Source organism: Actinokineospora spheciospongiae (genome assembly GCF_003182415.1).
In the GTDB taxonomy this organism is placed as follows: domain Bacteria; phylum Actinomycetota; class Actinomycetes; order Mycobacteriales; family Pseudonocardiaceae; genus Actinokineospora; species Actinokineospora spheciospongiae.
The window spans coordinates 730,334-750,352 of sequence record NZ_QHCP01000001.1 but is presented as its reverse complement, the minus strand read 5'-3'; the positions used below and the strand labels follow the sequence as shown (position 1 = coordinate 750,352).

At 73.9% G+C, this 20,019-nt stretch carries 16 protein-coding genes; 4 read left to right on the top strand and 12 right to left on the bottom strand.

Translation table 11 applies throughout. The features are described 5' to 3' along the window. Nucleotides 1-514 precede the first annotated feature (514 nt). The gene (wecB, locus tag DFQ13_RS03075; RefSeq protein WP_110078700.1) at nt 515-1,627 is read left to right on the top strand and encodes a non-hydrolyzing UDP-N-acetylglucosamine 2-epimerase; all 1,113 of its coding nucleotides are present in this window, start codon (nt 515-517) and stop codon (nt 1,625-1,627) included. Nucleotides 1,628-2,178: 551 nt separating this feature from the next. Here wecB and DFQ13_RS03070 read toward each other — a convergent pair. Then, a complete protein-coding gene (locus DFQ13_RS03070) occupies nt 2,179-3,531 on the bottom strand; it encodes an FAD-dependent oxidoreductase (RefSeq protein WP_110078699.1) in 1,353 nt (450 codons plus the stop codon). After that, nucleotides 3,524-4,339, bottom strand: a complete 816-nt coding sequence (locus tag DFQ13_RS03065; protein WP_233427859.1) for a glycosyltransferase — start codon at nt 4,337-4,339, stop codon at nt 3,524-3,526. The genes DFQ13_RS03070 and DFQ13_RS03065 overlap by 8 nt, the downstream gene beginning before the upstream one ends. A gap of 452 nt (nt 4,340-4,791) precedes the next feature. Between DFQ13_RS03065 and DFQ13_RS03060 the strand changes: the two genes are divergently transcribed. Both DFQ13_RS03060 and DFQ13_RS03055 read left to right on the top strand, forming a co-directional pair. Next, nucleotides 4,792-6,213: a sugar transferase gene (locus DFQ13_RS03060; protein ID WP_233427860.1), complete on the top strand. Its 1,422-nt coding sequence runs from the start codon at nt 4,792-4,794 to the stop codon at nt 6,211-6,213. After that, nucleotides 6,195-7,574 (top strand): putative glycoside hydrolase, encoded by a 1,380-nt coding sequence (locus tag DFQ13_RS03055; RefSeq protein WP_110078697.1) that lies wholly within the window; start codon nt 6,195-6,197, stop codon nt 7,572-7,574. Before DFQ13_RS03060 ends, DFQ13_RS03055 begins: the two co-directional genes overlap by 19 nt. Here DFQ13_RS03055 and DFQ13_RS03050 read toward each other — a convergent pair. From DFQ13_RS03050 to DFQ13_RS03005, 10 genes are all read right to left on the bottom strand, one after another. Next, complete coding sequence (locus DFQ13_RS03050) at nt 7,552-8,709, bottom strand: glycosyltransferase family 4 protein (RefSeq protein ID WP_233438239.1); 1,158 nt, start codon at nt 8,707-8,709, stop codon at nt 7,552-7,554. The genes DFQ13_RS03055 and DFQ13_RS03050 overlap by 23 nt on opposite strands. Next, on the bottom strand, nt 8,706-9,800 hold the full coding sequence (locus DFQ13_RS03045; protein ID WP_233438238.1) for a glycosyltransferase: 1,095 nt from the start codon (nt 9,798-9,800) through the stop codon (nt 8,706-8,708). Before DFQ13_RS03045 ends, DFQ13_RS03050 begins: the two co-directional genes overlap by 4 nt. An 11-nt stretch (nt 9,801-9,811) precedes the next feature. Next, complete coding sequence (locus DFQ13_RS03040; RefSeq protein WP_233438237.1) at nt 9,812-11,284, bottom strand: oligosaccharide flippase family protein; 1,473 nt, start codon at nt 11,282-11,284, stop codon at nt 9,812-9,814. Continuing rightward, complete coding sequence (locus tag DFQ13_RS03035; protein WP_233438236.1) at nt 11,281-12,579, bottom strand: glycosyltransferase 87 family protein; 1,299 nt, start codon at nt 12,577-12,579, stop codon at nt 11,281-11,283. Before DFQ13_RS03035 ends, DFQ13_RS03040 begins: the two co-directional genes overlap by 4 nt. Beyond that, nucleotides 12,576-13,493 carry a hypothetical protein gene (locus tag DFQ13_RS03030; RefSeq protein ID WP_110078695.1) on the bottom strand — a complete coding sequence of 306 codons (918 nt, stop codon included), beginning with the start codon at nt 13,491-13,493 and terminating at the stop codon, nt 12,576-12,578. The genes DFQ13_RS03035 and DFQ13_RS03030 overlap by 4 nt, the downstream gene beginning before the upstream one ends. Then, the gene (locus tag DFQ13_RS03025) at nt 13,490-14,560 is read right to left on the bottom strand and encodes a glycosyltransferase (RefSeq protein WP_233438235.1); all 1,071 of its coding nucleotides are present in this window, start codon (nt 14,558-14,560) and stop codon (nt 13,490-13,492) included. The genes DFQ13_RS03030 and DFQ13_RS03025 overlap by 4 nt, the downstream gene beginning before the upstream one ends. After that, nucleotides 14,550-15,794: an O-antigen ligase family protein gene (locus DFQ13_RS03020; protein ID WP_233438234.1), complete on the bottom strand. Its 1,245-nt coding sequence runs from the start codon at nt 15,792-15,794 to the stop codon at nt 14,550-14,552. The genes DFQ13_RS03025 and DFQ13_RS03020 overlap by 11 nt, the downstream gene beginning before the upstream one ends. Further along, nucleotides 15,791-16,762, bottom strand: coding sequence for a polysaccharide deacetylase family protein (locus DFQ13_RS03015; RefSeq protein WP_110078693.1), 972 nt, complete (start codon nt 16,760-16,762; stop codon nt 15,791-15,793). The genes DFQ13_RS03020 and DFQ13_RS03015 overlap by 4 nt, the downstream gene beginning before the upstream one ends. Beyond that, on the bottom strand, nt 16,759-17,610 hold the full coding sequence (locus DFQ13_RS03010) for a hypothetical protein (RefSeq protein ID WP_110078692.1): 852 nt from the start codon (nt 17,608-17,610) through the stop codon (nt 16,759-16,761). Before DFQ13_RS03010 ends, DFQ13_RS03015 begins: the two co-directional genes overlap by 4 nt. A gap of 275 nt (nt 17,611-17,885) precedes the next feature. Further along, complete coding sequence (locus DFQ13_RS03005; protein ID WP_110078691.1) at nt 17,886-18,488, bottom strand: TetR/AcrR family transcriptional regulator; 603 nt, start codon at nt 18,486-18,488, stop codon at nt 17,886-17,888. A 254-nt stretch (nt 18,489-18,742) separates the two neighbouring features. Between DFQ13_RS03005 and DFQ13_RS03000 the strand changes: the two genes are divergently transcribed. Further along, nucleotides 18,743-19,984 carry a hypothetical protein gene (locus DFQ13_RS03000; RefSeq protein WP_110078690.1) on the top strand — a complete coding sequence of 414 codons (1,242 nt, stop codon included), beginning with the start codon at nt 18,743-18,745 and terminating at the stop codon, nt 19,982-19,984. The last annotated feature ends 35 nt before the right edge of the window (nt 19,985-20,019 follow it).

Here is a 20,019-nt window from a genome sequence, read left to right as displayed (position 1 = left end):
GTGGGGCTCCCCGGCGGGTGAACAAGCGACTGGGAGCGCTCCCAGTCAGGATGCGCCGAGTGTGAGCCGGATTACTGACCGCTGTCAAGCGCCTCTCAGGTCGGTTGAGAGCATCTAACAGGGGTGAGCAGCGCTTGACCTGCAGTTTTGTCCGCCAAGCGGCGTTGATTCGCTCTGGGAGCGCTCCCAAATCGGCGCTTTCCCGCCGATCCTCGACGCGGTGGACTCCGGCCTGCCGTGGAGTGCGGGACCGCGGTGCGGTGGAGCGCGACACAGGGGATCACTCGATCGACTGAGACGCACACGGGCGGCGGACGCGGAGAAGTACGTTGCCTGATCGGGAGTGCGGCGTCATCCCTGGGTGGGCGCCGCACCGGGGTGGGCGTCGAGAGGAAACAGCGTGTCGTTCGTGGAGCCTTCCGGGTGGGTCGCGCCACCGCGGAGCAGGTCAGTCCCCCCGCGAGCCGCGGCGAGCGGTACCGATCACCACGGCGGGCAACGGGCGACGGTGGCGATGGTGTGCGGGACGCGACCGGAGCTGATCAAGCTGGCGCCGCTGATCCGGCACTTCGGCGAGCGGGCGTCGGTGATCTACACCGGGCAGCACTACGACCGGTCCATGTACTCCATCATCCGCCGCGACGTCGCCGAGCCGGGGAGCTTCCACGAACTGGCGCTCGGCGGGATGCGCCGGGGTGCCCAGTTGGGGCAGGCGGTGGACGCTGTCGACGGGGTGCTCGGGGGGCACCCGGGCGCGGTCGTGCTGGTGCAGGGGGACACGACCTCCGCCCTCGCCGGGGCGTTGGCCGCCAACGCGAACGACCTGCCGCTGGTGCACGTCGAGGCGGGGTTGCGCAGCTTCGACCGGGCGATGCCCGAGGAGCACAACCGGGTGGTGATCGACCACCTCGCCGACCTGTGCTGCGCGCCGACCGCCCTCAACCGGGACAACCTGCTCGCCGAGCGGATTCCGCGGGGCCGGATCGCGGTGACCGGCAACACCGTCGTCGAGGCGCTCGCGGCCGCGCTGCCCGGGGTCGAGGAGGAAGGCGCGCTGCTGGCCGCGCACGGGTTGGCGGCGGACAACTACGTCCTGGCGACGATCCACCGCCCGGAGAACGTGGACGACCCCGGGGCGCTGCGCACGATCCTGGCCGAACTGGGCAACCTGCCGCTGCCGGTGGTGCTGCCGCTGCACCCGCGCACGGCCAAGCGCGTCACGGCGTTCGGGCTGCGGGACTGCCTCGCCGCCCTGCGCACCATCGAACCGCAGTCCTACCCGGCCTTCCTGGCCCTGGCCCGCAACGCCGCGGTGGTGGTGTCGGATTCGGGCGGCCTGCAGGAGGAGGTCAGCGTGCTCAAGCGCCCGATCGTGGTGGTGCGGCGCAGCACGGAGCGGCCTGAGATCGAGGGCAGCTTCGGCACGCTGGTGCCGCCCGGCCCCCGCATCCGGACGGAGGTCCTGCGGTGGCTGGACGACGTCGGGCGGCACCGGGCGCGGCTGCGGGAGATCCCCTCGCCGTACGGGACGGGATCGCCGTCGCTGCGCATCGCCTCCGCTGTCGACGCGCTGGCCCGCGGGCACGACGTGGACGGGCGGCCTCTGGTTGCGCACGCGGTGGGGTAGCACAGCGTCGAAGCCCGGTTTTGGGCTTGCCGGGGTGGGTGGGTGCGCTTGGCCGGGATGTCCGGTCTTTGTGTGGGTGGTGCCCGGCTGGGTGGATGTGTTTGGCCGGGGCCCCTATGGCGATCATGTGCTCCAGCGTGTCAGGTGGGGCTGAAAAGATGCCCCACCGCCCAGAGAGGCTGTCACATGATCGCCACCCCCGGCCAAACACATCCACCCACCCGGGCAGTCGCGCAGCCGGGCCGCCGGTTCTCGGGGCGGTCGGCCTGCGTTCAGGACCTCCACCCACCCGGGCAGTTGCTTGGTCGGGCTGGCGGTTTTCGGGGTGGTCGGCCTGCGTTCGGGGCATCCACCCACCCGGGCATTCGGTCGCCGGGGCGGCGGTTTTCGGGGTGGCCGGTGGGCAAGCGCCTCCGCCCACCCTGGCAGTTGCGTAGCCGGGTCGCCGGTTTTCGGGGTGGTGGGCTGGCCAGCGCACATCCACCCACCCTGGTAGTCGCTTGGCCGAGCCGCCGGTTCGTGGGGGGCTGGCCTTGAGGACAGACCCCTGGCTAGGCCGTGCGGGTTGGTTCTGATGGGTGGAGGGGTTTCGCCGCGGGTGGGGTGGTGGGTGCCTCGCCCATCAGGGCCACGACCCGCTTCGCCAGGCGGACGCTGGAGTTCCAGCTTGTGACGTCCGGGTAGACGTGCGCGGTGGTGGCCAGGAACACCGGTGCGCCGGGAACGCGGACGGCGGGTTGGGACGCGAGGAAACCCAGGGGGTACACCGGTTCGACGAACGGTGCCTTGAACACGCGCACCTCCTCCACGTCGTCGGCGGTGAGGCCTGAGTCGGCGTAGAGGGTGACCAGTTGTTCGGTCCAGCGGTGGGCGAGGGTGCGGTCGTCCTCCAGGTAGAGCGGTGATCCCCGGTCGGTGTAGTGCATGGCGTAGACGAGGTGGCGGCCTTCGTACGGGGTGGTTCCGGTGAGGGCGGACATCTCCACGACGCCGTCGAAGTCCGTGCCGGAGCGCAGGACCGGTGTCCAGTAGTGCCCGGACAGCGGGCGCTTGAGGAAGAACGCCGCGTTGACCACGCCCTGGTAGGACACCGACGGGCACGGCAGGTGGTCGGCGAGGTCGGCGTCGGCGATGCCGCGCAGCAGGGGCAGCGGCAGCGTGGACACCACGCGGTCGGCGTCGAGGACCTCGCCGCCCGCGGTGGTGATCCGGGCCGAGGTGGTCGTGGTGGACATGCCCACCGCGGGTGCGCGGGTGCGCACGTCGACCCCGGCGGCGCGCAGGGCGGCGGCCAGGGTGTCGATGATCCGCTTGTAGCCGCCGATGGGGTAGCCGCGGGTGGAGACGTTGCTCTCCCGTCCCAGCCGCTGCCACACGTACAGCGCAGGCACGTCGCCGAAGGACGCGCCGAACTTGGAGCCGAACATCGGTGCCAGCAGGGTCGTCCACACCGTCTCGCCGTAGAGGCCGCGCAGCCAGTCCTCGGTCCGCGTGGTGTCGAGGTCCTTGCCCTTGCCGAGCCTGCGCAGCAGCAGCGAGACGACACCGAAGCGCAGGCGGTCCACCGGGCCGAGGGGGGTGAAGCGCAGCAGGTCCCCGGCCGTGTTGAACGGGTGGTGGCGGCCGTCGACGACCATGCCCATCCTGGTGCGGCGCCACCGCACCTCGTCGCGCAACCCCAGTTCCCCCAACAACTCCAGGAGGTCGTCGTCCGTGGGCATGACGCAGTGGTAGAAGCGCTCCACCCACGCCTGGCGCCAGGGAAAGAACGTGCCCAGCCCACCGAGCTGGTCGCTGCCCTCCAGCAGGGTGACCCGGTTGCCCGCGCGGGCCAGGCCGTGGGCGGCGGCGAGACCGCAGATGCCGCCGCCGAGGACGACGACGTGGTCGGGCGAGTCACGCACCGGGGCCTCGCAGCGCCCAGTGCGGCGGCGGCGCGAGCCGGTCGCGGACCAGCAGCCGCAGGTACTGCGCCAGGGTGCGGCGCAGCCGCAGCTTGCTCGCCCCGCGCTTGCGGTCGTAGCGCAGCAGCAGCGGCACCTCCCTGATCACCGGTTCGCAGTGGCGCAGCTTGAGCAGCAGCTCCACCATGCACGCGAAGCCCTTCTCCTCGACCAGCCGCTCGCCCCAGTGGCGCGCGGCGCGGTCGAGCAGGCTCACCCGGTAGGCGCGGAAGCCGCTGGTGAAGTCGGCCACGCCCTCCACCGCCACGATCCGCCGGAACAGCGCGGCGGCGCAGCGGGACAGCAGCCTGCGCACGGGCGGGGCGGTGGCGTCGTCGCCGCCGTCGACGAAGCGCGAGCAGATGACCACGTCGGCCCCGGCGGCGACCTCCGCCCACAGCGGTTCGATCAGGGCGGGGTCGTGGGTGTCGTCGGCGTCCATCACCACCACGATGTCGTCCGGGTGGGCCACCCGAAGGACCGCCCGCAGCCCCGAGTGCACGGCCTGGCCTAGGCCGCGGTTCACCTCGTGGCGCACCAACTGGAGATCCACCCCGGCGGCGCCGAGCGCCACGGCCGCGGTGTCGTCGGACGAACCGTCGTCGACCACCCAGACGGTCACCCCGTCGGCGAACTCCAGCGCGGCGAACCGGTCGAGCAGCGCGGGCAGGTTCGCCGCCTCGTTGTAGGCGGGCAGCACGACGTGCGTCCGGCCGCCGTCGCGCGCGGGCCCGGTCACCTCGACCGGGCGCGGGAGCGGGATCGACACGACGCGCGGCTGAGTTTCTTCCAGTGCCACAGGTCCTCTTGTCGTAGTTCGTCGTCGAATGGCGGCGGAATGGTCCGCCCCCGGGGGCCGGCGGATGTCCGACCGACTCGCCGAAGCTTTCCCTGTGCTGCGAAAATGTGCCAGCGGACGACAATGAGATCCGAGTGTCCACGCGAAACTGTCACCGACCGGGGGATTTTCCTACCCCCAAAGAGTGACACAGCGAAACGGATGCGCTGAGTTCACTCGAATGGAGAACCATGGTCCTGTCGGTGCGGGCCCCGAAGGACCGGAAACGCGACGAACCTTCGATCGCGGCACTCGCGACGACATCACCGGATCGGTGCGGGAGGAGAGGATCGCAGGATGCGGTGGGACGCGGCCGGGGGTGCACCGGCGGCAGCGGGGCGGCTCGACCGGACACGCCCGGAGGGCGGATCGCGGTGGCGGAGGTGACCGCGACGGCCACGACCCCGGTGCCCGTCCGGCGGTGGTCGCCGAGGCTGCCCGGGCGACCGGCGCGCGAGACGCCGCTGCAGGACGTGCTGCGCCGGGTCAACGCCGTGGCGGTGCTGCTGGTCGTGGTCGACGTGCTGGCCTTCGCGGGCGCGGCCGCGGTCGTGGAGCCGAACCCGGGGTGGGCGCTCGTCACCGCGGGCGCGTTGCTGGGGGTGCGCACCAGCGGGCGCGTCTACCGCAGGCGCCTGTGGCTGTCGTGGTTCCACGACCTGCCGCGGTCGATGACCACGACCATGACCGCCTTCGCGCTGAGCACCTGCCTGGCGCTGCTGGTCGGGCACCAGACCGCCGCGGCGACGGCGGTGCAGGGGACCGTGCTGCTCTTCGCGGGGGCGAGCGAGGTCGCCCGGCTGCTGGTGTTCGCGTTCGGCCGCTGGTGCAGGCGCCGGTTCGACCGCTGCGACCGGTCGATCGTGGTCGGCGCGGGCAAGGTCGGGGTCGACCTGGTGCGGACCATGCTCCAGCACCCCGAGTACGGGCTGCGGCCGGTGGGCTTCATCGACCCGCACTGCGACACCGACCACGACCGCCTGCCCGCCCCCCTCCTCGACGAGGACCTGGCCACGGCGATCCGGCGGGAGCGGGCGGGCACGGTCGTCCTGGCCTTCTCCCACGCCCAGGAGTCCCCCGTCGTCGACTCCGCCATCACCGCGCACCGCCTGGGCTGCACCACCCTCGTGGTCCCCCGCATGTTCGAGCTGTGCCCCGACGGGCTCGACGTGGAGCGGCTGCGCGGCTACCCGCTGATGCGGCTGAGCACCGCGCCCACCAGCCGCCCGAGCTGGTGGGTCAAGCGCGGCGTCGACGTGGTGCTCGCCGCCACGGCGCTGGTCGCGCTGGCGCCGGTGATCGCCCTGTGCGCGGTGGCGGTGCTGCTGGAGAGCGGTCGGCCGATCATCTTCCGGCAGGTCCGGGTGGGGATGGACAACCGCACCTTCACCATCTTCAAGCTGCGCAGCGTCCGCCAGGGCCGCGTCGACGACTCGCAGAGCCGGTGGTCGGTGGTCGGCGACGACCGGGTGGGCCCGGTGGGGCGCTTCCTGCGCCGCACGTCGCTCGACGAACTGCCGCAGCTCTGGAACATCCTGCGCGGCGACATGTCCATCGTCGGACCGCGCCCGGAGCGGCCCGGGTTCGTGCGCGAGTTCTCCGCCATCCACGAGCTGTACTGGGCGCGGCACCGGGTGCCCACCGGGTTGACCGGCCTGGCCCAGGTGAACGGCCTGCGCGGCGACACCTCGATCGCCGACCGGTCCCGGTACGACAACTACTACATCGCCAACTGGTCGCTGTGGCTGGACCTGAAGATCGTGCTGTTGACCGTGGGGGAGCTGCTGTGGCGCGGAAATCGGTGAGCCGCCGGGTGGGGCACGTGCTGCTCTGCGCGCTCGTCCTGGTCCTGTGCGGCCCCGGTTCGGGGTGCTCGTCCGGGTGGGCGGAACAGCCCGCCAAGCCCTCGCCGGTCCCGCTGGCGCCGTGCGCGTGGTGGTACGGCATCGGCAAACCGCCGGCGGACGCCGAACTCGCGCTCGCGGCCAAGCGCTACGACCTGGTGGTGTTCAACGCCACCGAGGCCGAGGCCATGCGCAAGCTGCGCAAGCTGAACCCGAAGGTCAAGATCCTGGTCTACAAGGACCTGTCGAGCACGCGCAACTACCCCGGGGCGGTGAACGGCGACACCGACGCCGACCGGCTGCCCAGCGGCATCGGGTACAACGCGGCGCGGAAGACGCACCCGGAGTGGTTCGCCGAGGACACCGCCGGGCGGCGCATCGAGTGGCGGGGCTACCCCAAGCACTGGCAGATGACCGTGTGGGACCCGGCCTACCAGAAGGCGTGGGCGGCCGCGGTCACCGAGGAGGTCGTCCGGGAGGGGTGGGACGGGGTGTTGGCGGACAACGACTTCAACTCCCTGAGCCACTACTCCCCCGCCGTGCTGAAGGGCACCAAGGACACCGCCGAGACCGACCGGGTGCTGCGCGAGGGCCTCGACGCGTTCCTGGGCGTGGCGGGCGGATCACTGCGCGACGCGGGAAAGATCTTCGTGCCCAACGTGTCGGAGACGCACCTGATCCCGGGCCGCTGGACCGCGCACTCCCGGTTCAGCGGGGCCATGGAGGAGAACTTCGGCTTCCACGACGACGGCGGCACCGGGGAACTGCTGACCTTCCAGGGCAACGAGTGGAAGGAGCTGCGCGCCCAGGCCGCCCTCGGCGAGTCCTGGCTGCTGCTGGTGACCCGCGTGAACGACGTCCGGGGCGAACGCGCCGGGTACGCCAGCGCCGCCCTGCTGGCCGGTCCCTACACCTGCTGGCTGGGCGCCACCACGCCCACCTACATGAACGCCGAGTGGTCGCGCTACCAGCAGATCGACCTCGGGGAGGCCGTCGACGCGGCGGGCCGCCAGGGCAACGGTGTGTGGACCCGGCGGTTCACCCGGGGCTGGGTCGCGGTGAACCCCACGGCCGCGAGCGTGCGCGTCACCCCGCCGACCGGGCTGGTCGACCTGGACGGGCGAGCGGTCACCGACCTGGAGTTGGCCGCGGCGGACGGCGCCGTGCTGCTCAACGCCCCGCCCGCGCCCACCCCCACGTCCGTTCCCGCGCCCACGTCCGCCGTTCCCACTTCCATCCCCGCGCCCAGCGCCGTTCCGGTTCCCACGCCCACCGCCATCCCCACCCCTGGTCCCGTTCCTAGCTCCGTTCCCGCTCCCTGACCGGCACCGGCTGCCCGCGGTCTTCGCGGGACCGCAGCAGTTCCCCGTACAACGCCAGGTGGCGGTCCGCGCAGACCTCGGGCGCGAACCGCTCCCGGGCGCGGGCGGCGAGCAGCCTGCCGGTGCGACCGGGGTCGGAATCCGCGAACAAGGCGCGCAGCACGCGTGCCAGGTCGGCGACGTTCCCGGGTTCGGCCAAGTAGGGCACCGCGCCCGGGACGGCGAGCATGTCGGCCACCCCGCCGGTGTCGGTCGCCAGCACCGGTTTGCCCGCCGCCATCGCCGCGGCGACGACCAGCGGTTGCTGTTCCATCCGCGACGGCTGCACCAGCGCGTCGTGCTCGCGCAGCAACCGCGGCACGTCGGCGCGGAAGCCCAGGAACTGCACCCGCCCGGCCAGGTCGCGGCGGCGGGCCCGCCGCTGGGCGGTCTGCCGCTGGGGGCCGTCGCCGACCACGGTCAGCGTGGCGCCCGCGGGCATCGTGCCGGGGGTGGCCAGGGCTTCCAGCAGGTCCAGCAGCCCCTTGCGCTCCACCAGCAGGCCCGCGAACACCAGGCGCCGCACGGGATCGGTGGGTGGGGAGCTCTCCGGCAGCCGCACGCAGTTGTCGATGTGGGTGATCCGCTCGGCGGGCACGCGCAGGCGATCGCGGAGGAAGCGGGCCATCGTGGGCGAGGGGACGACCGTGCGGTCGAGGGCGCGGGTGAGCGCGGAGTCGGCGGTGAGCACGACGCGGGTGTAGGCCGAGGGCCCCAGGGCACCGGACTGGCGGCGGAACCACGGCTCGCCGACGTCGTCGGGCACGCCGTGGTAGGTGTGGGCGACCGGGAGCCGCCGCCGCAGGCTCGCCGCGACGAGGCCCGCGCGGCGGTCCTGGGCGTGGACCACGTCCGGCTGCCAGGCCAGCAGCGCGTCGCGCACCCGCAGCCCGGCGGCGAGGTCGCCCTTGCGGGGCAGGTCGACCGGTTCGTGGTGGCCCGCGATCGCGTCGGTGCCCCGGGCGGGCGGTGGGCCGAAGATCCGGACGTCGGCCTCGCCGGTGGCCAGGAGCGCCGCGGCCAGGTCCAGCGTGACGTCCACGGGGCCGCCGCGGTCTTGGGTGAGCAGGTGGGCCACGCGCAGGCGCCGGGTCACGGTGTTCCTCCCGAGGGGACGAGTTTGTCGACGAGGGTGGCGACCTGGTCGGTCATCCGGTCGAGGCTGAACAGGTGCTCGACCCGCTGCCTGCCCCGGCACCCCTCCGCGGCCGCCAGTGCCGGGTCGGTCAGCCGCCGGGTGACCGCCGCGGCCAGTGCGCCGGTGTCCCCGGCGGGGACCACCGCGCCGGGAGCGGCCACGCTCTGGCGCACCCCGCCGACGTCGAAGGCCACCACCGGGCGCCCGCAGGCCATGGCCTCCAGGGGCACCAGGGCCATCCCCTCGGCCCGGGAGGGCACCACGACCACGTCGGCGGCGGTGTAGAAGTCGGCCGGGGCGGGGCTGTGGCCCCACCACCGCACCGACGCGTGCCCGCCCGCCGGGTGCCCGGTCCGCCACGCGGCACCCATCGGGCCGTCGCCCACCAGCAGGAGGCGGGCGTCGGGCACCTCGGCCAGGACCGACGGCCAGGCGGAGAGCAACTGGTCCTGCCCCTTGAGGTGGGCCAGGCGGCCGACGCACACCGCGGTGGGCGCGTCGGCCGGGAGGCCCAGGCGTCGTCGTGCGGCTGCCCGGTCCCCCGGCCGCAGGTGGGTGGTGTCGACCCCGTTGCACACCACTTCCGCGTCGGTAATGACGCCCGCGGCGCGGCCCGCGGCGAGTTCGTCGTCGCTGACGCAGACCAGGTGGTGGGTCCAGCGGGAGGCCAGCCGCTCCCACCGCGAGCAGGCCAGGGCCAGCGGGCCGTCGGCGGTCTGGAACGACCACAGGTGCGGTTGGAAGATCGTCGGCCTGCCGCCGCGCAGGGCGAGCCTGCCCGCCAGCCCGGCCTTGGAGCTGTGCAGGTGCACCAGGTCGGGCGCGGCGGCGGTCAGGAGGCGGCGCAGCGCGGTCGTCTCGGCCAGGGTGCCCGGCCCCGGTCCGCGGGTCGCGGGCCAGGGGTGGACCGGGATTCCCACGGCGCGGGCCCGCTCGGGCAGCCAACCCGACGGCGGGCAGGCGATGCCGACCGACCAGCCGAGGTCCCGCTGGGCGACGGCCAGGTGCAGGACCACAGCGGCCACGCCCGCCTCCACCGGTTGGGTCACGTGCACGACCTTCACCGGCGGTCCCCCGTGCGCGCGGGGGTGTCGCGGGAAGGCCGTGGGCTGACCGCGCGCAGCTCGCTCAGGGTGCCGCGCTGGGTCAGCAGGGTGGCACCGGTGTAGACCAGCACCAGCACCGCGCCTTCGACGAGCGTTCCCCCGAGGGTCTGGGGCACGCCGACCACGGTCATGACCAGTGCCGCCGCCGCGCACAGCAGCCCGGAGCAGGCCACGCCCGCCCCCATGCGGGTCAGTTCGGCGAGCGGGAAGGCCACCGCCGAGCGCACCATCACCCACCAGGTGAGGGCGACCAGCGCCCAGGCGACGACCACCTGGGTGAGCGCGACGGCGGCCATGCCGTGCCGGGTGGCGAACATCAGGCCCGCGGTGAACGCGACCAGGTGGGCGGTCTCCAGCGCGAGGTAGCGCCGGGGGTGCCCGGCGGCCTTGATCGCCTGGTACCAGACCTGGAGGATGCTGATCGCCACTCCGTAGGCGCAGAGCAGCACCAGCACCCCGGCGGCGGGTGCCCAGCGTTCGCCGAGCAGGGTCACCCGGTCCGCCAGCAGGGCGGTGATCAGGTACAGCCCGCCGGTGAGGACCAGGACCGCCCTGGTGAACCGGCTGACCGCCGTGGGCAGCTCGTCGCGGCGGCGGGTGCGCAGCAGCGTGGTGAACACCGGGAAGGCGACCGCGCCGAGCACGACGGCCACGGCGATGTAGGGCATCCAGGCGATCCGGTAGGCCAGCGAGTACAGCCCGACCGCGTCGGGGCCCAGCACGCGGCCGATGGCCAGGTAGTCGAGGTTCACCAGCAGGATGGCCACGATCGCGGCCGGGCCCACGACGGCGATCCAGCGCAGGGACTCCCGCGCGGCGGCGGTGTCCCAGCCGGGGACCGACCGCACGCCCATCGCGGCGCCGAGCAGCGGTTGGGCCACCGCCGTGGCGACCACGCCGATCACCACCGACTGCGGCCCCCACCCGTTGAGCGCCAGCAGGACCGTGACCAGGGCGCCCAGGATGGCGCTCCCGGCGTCGGGCAGGAGGCGGCGGCGGAAGTCCAGGTCGCGGTGCATCAGGGCCATCTGCACGCCGCCGATCGCCGAGAACGGCAGGCTCACCGCCGCCAACCGCACCAGGGAGGCCGCTTCCGGCCCGCCCACGGCGGTCGCGATCGGCTGCGCGGCGAGCGCGAGCGCCAGGGCGAGGGCGGCGCTGACGCCCACGCTGAGGGTCAGCACGGTGCCCGCGACCCGCTTCGGGTCGCCCTCGGTGCGGCTGATGACGTCGTAGACGCCCATGGACTGCACCACCTGGCCGATGTTCACCAGCGCGACGGTCAGTGCCACCGAGCCGAGTTCGCCCTCGGTGAGCAGGGCCGCCAGCGCCAGCGTCACCACGGCCTGGCTGCCCTTGCTGAGCACGTTGGTCAGCCCCAGCCACAGCGATCCGCGCATCGCGCGGGCGCCCAGCACCCCGGTCACGCGGTCGTCCCCGCGGACAGGTCCGCCGCGGCGGGTCGGGGGGTCCTCGTGGCCCGGACGGCGAAGGCGACCAGCAGCACCCAGGCCGCGATCACCGCGACGCCGTCGACGGTCACCGAGGCCCGGCCGCCGAGCACGGCGCTGATCGCGGTGTCCACCACGTGCAGGTGCAGGAAGGGCACGGCCAGCGCGACCAGCGCCAACCCGGCCACGCGCCACCGCCTGCGGCGCCACGCCACCGCCGCGGCGGCCATGGCGGGCACCGCCAGCAGCACGTCACCGGGCTGGTGGACCACGGCGACCACCACGGCCACGCCGGTCAGCAGGTCGGCCACCGCGCCCGTGTCGAACCCGGAGTCGGTGTCGGCCAGGGCGTCCAGCCGCCGCACGAGCACCGCGCTCACCCCGAGGACGCCGAGCAGCACGGCGGGCTCGATGCCCGGTGGCAGCCACCCGGTGAGGCGGAAGAACACCGCGGCGACGTCGACCCGCTGGGCGGTCGGGGAATCCACCGCGCCGTAGTCGGTGCCGGTGGCGTTGGCGAGGTTGGCCGTGATGGCGTCGAGGAACGGGCCGATGCCGCCGCCGCGCACGACGAGCAGCGCGACCACCGGCAGGCTCGCGGCCGCGGCGAGCGCGGTCCCGGTCAGCGCCACCCGCCGCGACCCGCGCGCCAGCAGCAGCACGGTGAGCGGGAGCCCGAACTGCGGTTTGAGCCAGGCCACCGCCAGGGCGAGCGACGCCAAGCGCGGGGAACTCGACCGCAGCGCCAGCGCCCCGGCCGCACCGAGGGCGACCAGCGGGTTGACCTGCCCGAGGTAGAGCTGGGCCTTGCCGACCTGGCTGAACACCAGCAGCGCGGCGATCACCGCCGTGCCCAGGGCCAGCGGGAGCGGGACCCGCAGGCGGACCCGGCTGGCCGCCAGCGCCGCGAGCAGCACCAGCAGCAGCACCGACGTGAGGCCGTAGGCCACGGCGCCGACGTGGTAGTCCCCCAGCGCGAACGGCAGGTGCAGCACCAGGTGGTAGGGCTGGTAGAGGTTGAAGCCCTGGCGCACCGGCCAGTTCCCGAACATCACCGCCGGGTCGTAGGGGTTGCCGCCCGCGAGGAATTCGCGGATCGGGAAGTAGAGCGCGTCGCGGAAGTCCTGCATCCGCACCTCGGCCAGGTTGGCCCCGGTCGGCAGCGGCACCTGCCACGCCGGGCGCAGCGCCCACCAGGCGCCTGCCGCGCCCAGCACGGCCGCGACGGCGGTGAGCAGCGCGGAGCGGGATCGGGTCATCGGGGCGTTCATGCCAGCACCACCGCCACCAGGGTCGAGGAAGTGGGCAACACCGAGAGCACGGTCGCCAGTTCGTCCTGGCGCCTGCGACCGCCGTGGGTCATCGCGACCACCGCGGCGCCCTCGGCGGTCCCCTGACCGGCCTCGGCCAGCCGCCGGGTCATGCTCCGGGCGCGTTTGCCGAGGTCCGGGGCGACCGCCACCACCTGGGCCGGTCGGGCCGCCGCGGTGCACAGGGCCAGGAGCCGTTCGTGCAGCGCCGGGTCGGCCTCGCGCAGGGTGGCCACCCGGTGGTGCACGCCCGCACCGGCCAGCGCCGCGCGCACGGCGCGGGTGTCGGCGCCGGTCCCGCGCAGGGAGCGCAGCGCGGCGGTCGCCACCCCCGCGACCACGGCCGCGACCAGGGCCATGCCCCAGATCAGCGCCCAGTCCGGGGCCACCCTGGTGACGTCGGGCCGCTCGTCGAGCAGCCGCAGCGTGCCCGCCGGGGCCAGCAGGTCCGCCCGCATCAGCTCCCTGGCGACGGCCAGGACGGCGGCGGCGGCCTGCTCGGCGGAGGAGCCGCGCAGCGACAGCCTGGTCAGGCCCGAGGCCGGGACCAGTTCCACGGCCACGTGCGCGGCCAGGTCCTCGGTGGAGGTCCCGGTCGCCGTGGCGGCGGCCTGCAACACCGAGGGGGTCCGGGCCAGTTCGACCAGGGCGGGCAGCGCCAGGGCGACGACCTCGCCGTAGGCAACCTCCCCGGTGCCGTCGGCCTTCGCCGCCGCAGGCACCACGAGCAGGCCGACGCGGCCCTCGTACTGGTCGTCCTGCCCGGCGCCCGCCACCAGCACGAGCGCGCCGACGAGCACCCCGACGCCCACGCCCTCGACGGTGGGTCGCCCGATCCGGCCGAGCACCCGGCGCACCGCGGCGAGCGCGTTCATCGGCGCACCCCCGCCAGGGCGCCGCGCAGGAGCCGGTCGTAGGAGGCCATGAGCGCCCGCGGGTCGTGCCCGCGGTGCGCGGCCTCGCGCCCGGCCGCGGCGACGGCGGCCCGCTCGTCCGGGTCGAACAGCAGCGCCCGCAGGGCGTCGGCGATCGCGGCCGGGTCGCGGCGGGGGACCAGGAGGCCGCCACCGGGTTCGAGGACTTCGCGGACCCCGTCCACGTCGGTCGCCACCACCGCCCGGCCCGCCGCCAGCGACTCCAGCACGGCGATGGGCATCCCCTCCCAGTCGCTGGTGAGGACGGTGAGGTCGGCGGCGGTCAGCAGGTCGGGGACGTCGTCGCGGTCGCCGAGGAACCGGACGCCGTCGCCGAGGCCGAGTTCGTCGCGCAGCCGCTCCAGCTCGCCGCGCAGGCTGCCGTCGCCCGCCAGCAGCAGCACCGCGTCGCCGTCGAGGGCGGCCCAGGCGCGCAGCAGCACGTCGTGGCGCTTCTGCGGTTCCAGGCGGGCCACGCACAGCGCCACCGGGATGCGCGGCGCGATCCCGAGGCAGGCGCGGACCGCGGCGCCGTTGCGGGTGGGCGTGTGCGGGAAGACCGCGTTGGGGATCACGACCGGGTCCGGGGTGCGCAGTCCCGCCACCCGGAGCCGGTCGGCGGTCGCGGTGGCCACGGTGACGACCGCGGCGGAGGTGTGCCGCAGGATGCGGGTGGTGGCGCCGTAGTCGGTGTCGGCGACCCCGTGGAAGACCGTCAGCAGCGGCGGCTTGCGCCCGGGGAGCATGGCGAGCCTGGTCACCACGCTGGCGGACACGTTGTGGGCGAGCACGACGTCGGGGGCGAAGCCGCGCAGGGCCGCCTTGGTCGCGGTGGCCGCCCGCAGCAGGCCGCCCGCCCGGCGGCGGGGCACCGGGACCGGGAACGTGGACACCCCGCGCCCGCGCAGCGCCTCGGCCCGGTAGCCGCCACCGCTGGCCACGGCCGATTCCCAGCCGAACTCACCGCCCGCGGTGACCATGCCCGCGACCAGCGCCTCGGCGCCCCCGCTGCCCATCTCACTGATCACGTGAAGAACCCGCACCGAGAACCTTTCTTCGACGAACACGCAGATCGGCCGCCGCGGCGAGCGCCACCAGCAGCCACAACGGCAGGTAGTACTGCTCGGACAGGAAGCACGAGGCGACCGCCGTGGCGATCAGGCCCGCCTGCACGGCGAGCATCGGCGCGCGGTCCGCGCCCGCGCGCAGGACGCGTTCGGCGGCCACCAGCGCCACCGCGGCCATCCCGGCGAACAGCGCGAAGGCGGGCAGGCCGAGTTCGGCGGCCACCTCGATGAACATGTTGTGCGCGACCGGGGTCTGCTCGGCGATCTCGGCGTTGTGCGAGAACGCGGCGTACCCGCTGCGGAAGCCGCCCGGCCCCACCCCGAGGACCGGGTTCTCGGCGAGCATCCGCAGGGCCGCGCGCCACCGGATCTCCCGGGTGTCCACATTGGACGCGGCGATGAAGCTCTTTTCCTGCAACGCCCGCGCCAACACCTGCCCCCCGGTGGCCACGGCGGCGGCGACGAGCGCGGCGAGCCCGGTGAAGGCGACGGCCACCGCGCGCGGCGGCAGCGCCCGCCGCGCCAGCAGCCAGGTCCCGGCGGCCAGCAGCGCCAGTCCCCCGCCACGGGAGAAGGTCGCGGCCATCCCGGCGAGCAGGACGACCGCGGCACCCACGAGCAGGGCCACCGGGGCGCCGCGCGCCCCGCGCCCCGGGCGCAGCGCGATCAGCAGGGGCAGGGCCACCGCGAGGACGAAGGCCAGGTCGTTCGGGTCCTGCAACGGGCCGGTCGCCCTCGGGGAGCCCTCGACGACCAGGCTGTAGAGCGCGCCCGCCCCGGCCACCACGGCCCCGCACACGTACGCCCCCATCAGCGCGCGCACGGTCACCTCGCGCGCGGCCAGGTCGACCAGCAGCGCGGTGAGCACGAGGAACGGCAGCCACCGCTGGGTGTACTCCCAGGCGAACGGCGCCTGGGTGTGCGCCGCGGCCGAGACCAGCAGCAGCGCGGTGAGCGCCGCCAGGACGAGGTGCAGCGGGTGCACCAGGGGAACCCGCCGCTGCCGCACCCGGACCACCACGTAGGACACGATCAGCAGGGCGGGCGCCAGCTTCGCCAGTTGCCCGTGCACGGCGGTGAGGTAGCCCTCCACCGGGGCCAGCGCCACCGCGGCGCAGGCCAGTGCGCGCAGCCACCACGTCGAGGCGGTGGCAGCGGAGCGGGTTCCGCGCACCACCAGCGGGGGCGCGCTCACCAGCCGCGCTCCGCGAGGCGGGCGTCGCGCACGCGCCGGGGCACGCCGCCGCGGCGCAGGTGCTCGCCGGTGCCGACCACCTCGAAGTGCCTGCCCAGCTCGGCGAGCACCCACCCGAGCAGGGCGACCTTCTCCCCGGTGGGCACCGCCATGCCGGGGAAGAACTCCATGCCCGGGGCGTCGGCGCCGCCGAGCACGTCGGTGGGGTGCAGCAGCAGCGATGGGGCGACCCCGAGGGCGCGGCACAGCCGCAGCGCCGAGGCGAAGTAGGCCCTGGCCAGCCGGGGTGAGGCCTGGTGCAGGTGCAGGAGGTAGGCGCCGTGGACGGGGACGCGCGCCAGCGGCATCGTCGTCACCGGCAGCTCGGCCAGCCCGGTGTGCGAGCCGACCCGCCACCGGTAGGCGGTGTTCGGCGCCCACACCCGGCCGACGCCGCCGAACAGCTCGTCGCGGCTCTCGGACGCCCCGGCCCGGGTGCCGCGGTTGTGGTGGCGGCGGGCCAGCGGGCCGATCCAGGTGGGCAGCGTGCTCGCGTCGTAGGTGTAGCCCCGGTCGACCAGCGCGGCCAGGAGCGCGCTGGAGACGCTGTAGCCCGGTCCGCGGAAGCCGCGCGGCCTGGGGGCGCCCGCCGCGACGATGGCCTCCTCGGTCCGGCCCAGTTCCTCGTCGAGCCGGGCGCGGCTGTAGCGGTGCAGCCGGGGTTCGTGGCCGTGGGAGTGGTTGGCGACCTCGCACCCGGCGGCGGTGATCGCGGCGACGGCCTTCGCACCGTCCTCGCGCTCGGCGTCGGCGCCGACGACGAACACCGTTGGCCGCACCCGGTGCTCGCCGAAGACCTCCAGCAGCCGGGGCACCGCGGTGGGCAGGAAGCTGGGCATCCGCGCCCAGTCGGGGTCCCCGTGGGTCCTGCGGTAGGCCCACAGGTTGTCCAGGTCCAGCGAGAGGCTGGCGACGGGCCGGTCGCTCACACCGCCTCCGAGGGCACGACCGCGGGCGCCACCGCGCGGGAGACCAGCCCCAGCACGACCACGCCGAGCAGGACGGACAGCAGGCCCGCGACCACCCACCACTGCCGCCCCGGCACGACCCGGTCGCCCAGCACGGCCAGGCCCACCGCGGAGGTCAGCACCACGGTGACGGCGTCCATCGGCGCCACCGCGGCCGTGGACGAGGAGCGGGAGAGCCCCACGGACAGGCACGCCTGCCCGACGAGCGCGGCGGCCACCATCACCCACGCCAGGGGGCGCAGCGGCAATTGCGCGAGCGGTCCGGCGGCCAGCGACCGGCCGCTGACCGCGACCACCGCGAACGCCGCCCCGGCGAGCACGACCAGCGACGTCACCGCGGCGGACCGGCAGGCGAGCACGGCCAGGACGGCGATGGCGGCCACCGCCGCGAGCAGGAACAGGTCGGCCCCGGGCGGCAGGGGGCGGGCGGGCGACGGCGCCGCCGAGGCGGCCAGCAGCACCAGCCCGAAGGCCATGACCAGCAGGACGACCACCTCCACCACCCGCACCCGCCACCCCAGCGCCAGGAACCCGACGACGACGGCCAGCCCGACCGCGCACGACGCCCCGGCCTGCACCAGGTAGAGCGGCAGCGAGGCGCGGGCGAGGAAGGCGAGCAGGAAACCGCCCACCTGGGCGGCGAACCCGACCAGGTAGAGCCGGTCGCGGACCAGCCGGGCGAACAGCCCGACCCCCGCGGAGCCCACGGCGGGCGCGGAGTCCACCGCGCGCCGGGCCGCGGCGCGCTGGGCGACGATCCCCACGCCGTACATCGCCGTGGACGCGGCGAGTTCGACGTGGCCGAGCACTGTGACGACTCCTCAAGAACGCTCACCGGATTTTGCCCGCCGGTGCACAACGAGACCGCGATCCCATCACCGACGACGGGCAATGCGTTGCTCGACCGAAGAACACCGAGAAACGTACTCCACCCCGGTCGCGAACGCCCGGTACCAGCGAGTGAAAGAGTTCAGCCGTTCGATACCTTGACGATCGATTTCCGCAAATGGCGATTATTCGGCTCGACGGAGGGCGAACGGGTGCGCCCGACCTCGGGAGGTCGGGGAGTCGTGCCCGCGGCAGGTCAGGGCGCGGGGTCGCGCCCCGGTGCGGTCAGCAGGGACAGCAGGACATCCATGACGTCGGCCCGCACGGCGTCGCCAGACACCTCCTGGCGCTCGGCCGCGATGAGCACCCGCTCGTTGATCGCCGCGAGCGCGGCCTGCCACATGTCCTCGCCCAGCATCGCGGCGCGCTCGCTGACCTGACCCAGGACCGCCGCCCAGCGCCGGTAGGCCCGCCGCCGGGCGGCCAGGGCGCGCGGTCCGGCGCGGACGATCTCGACCACGAACACGGTGATCACGGACGGGTCGGCGGCGACCGCGGCGAGGTAGACCCCGACCCCGGTCTCCAGGCGCCGGACCCAGTCGTCGCGCGGGTCCACCGACTCGTCGATGCGGCGCAGCACGGCCTCGGACGCCCCCTCGTAGGCGGTGACGAAGCACTCCTCCTTGTCGGCGAAGCACTCGTAGAAGGTCCGCCGCGACACCATCGCCCGCGCCACGACGTCACCGATCGTGGTGTCGGCGTAGCCCTTGGTGGCGACCACTTGGAGCACGGCCCCGAGCAGCCTGCGCCGGTGCGCCTCCGCCGAGGGTCCAGGGGTGGTCGTACCCGATCCTGCCATGACATCCTCGCTGTTGATACGTACAAGTACCAAAGAGCCCTCGACGGCGTTCTTTGTCGTTCCAGAGCAAAGTGGAGGGCGCGGATCGCGCTACTCCCACCCACTCGGCCCACCTGGGGGCAACATCTTCGACCTGCATTTTCGTCGAGTTGCGCGCAAATCCAGGTAGCACTTGAAGTGCGGTTTCCTCGGTCGGTAACTTCCGGTACGACCTATTTCCTCTAGCCCTGAACCGTATTTCGAGGAGCCATCGCATGTCCGGACGACGACGTCGCAATTCCCTGCTACGCAAAGGACTGGCCCTCACGGCGACCGCTGCTGCCGTGGTGGCCCTGACCTCCGCGGGACCCGCGCAAGCGCTGAACATCCCGGACGTCCCCGCCATCGGTGTGGACACCGGCCGCTTCAACCTCCCCATCAGCTGCGCCATCACCCTGCCCGACCTGGCCGGGATCAAGATCCTGGACCTGGGCACCAGCGTCGACGTCCAGGGCGTGGTCACCACCAGCCTCGGCCCCGGCCAACAGTTCTACCTGACCCAGGGCTCGGGCTTCATCGAATTCCCCACCTGGCTGAGCGAGCTGGCGGCCGCCGTCGGCATCAACCGGGTGGACGCGACCATCACCGAGCTGGACATCAGCGCGTCCAACTCGACCCCGCCGAGCATCAACGTCGCGGAGAAGCCGCAGACCATCATCGACATCCCCATCGAGTCGGGCAAGCCGCTCGTCGTCGGCCTGCCCCTGGAGGGCACCTTCGACGTCGGCCCGTACACCGCGCCGAACAGCGGCACCACGACGCTGGCGTTCGACCAGGCGGTCGCCCACGTCACCCTGAAGGCGTCGTGGGGCCTGCAGATCAAGGTCGACGCCAAGTGCCTGCCCACCGCGGGCAACGCGCTGCTGACCCTCGGCATCGGCGGGGCCCCCGGCCAGCCGCCGTCGAAGATCACCGGTGCGCCGCTGAACTTCCCGCCGGTCGCCCCCGAGTTCCTCGACGGCATCATCAACGCCCCCTACAAGTGCTCCTTCGGCGGGGAGAGCATCGACGCGGGCATCGCGGTCGGTGGCACCATCCCGCTGTCGGTCACGCGGAACGGGTCGATGTCGTTCACCAAGGCGTCGGGTGCGCTCACCATCCCGAAGGCGACCGTGAACAAGCTGCTCGACATGGGCTTCAAGGGCAGCTTCTCCGGTGTGGTGAACGAGCTGAACCTCAACGTGCGCGGTGGCACTCCCGCGGTCCAGAACGTGGCCGAGGGCATCACCATCCCCAGCACGCCGCTGGTCCGGGACAAGGACATCATCCTGTCCCTGCCCACGACCGGCACCATCACCGCCGGTCCGTTCCGCCCGACGGCGACCTCGGAGAGCGTCGCCATCTCCCTGGGCACCGCGAAGGCCACCTTCCGGTTCGACGGCAACGCGGGTGAGATCGCGATCAACTGCGCCAAGCCGTTCCCGGAGGTCTTCCTCGTCGAGAACCCGGTCACCTGATCCACTGATCGACTGACCGACTGATCGACCCGGCC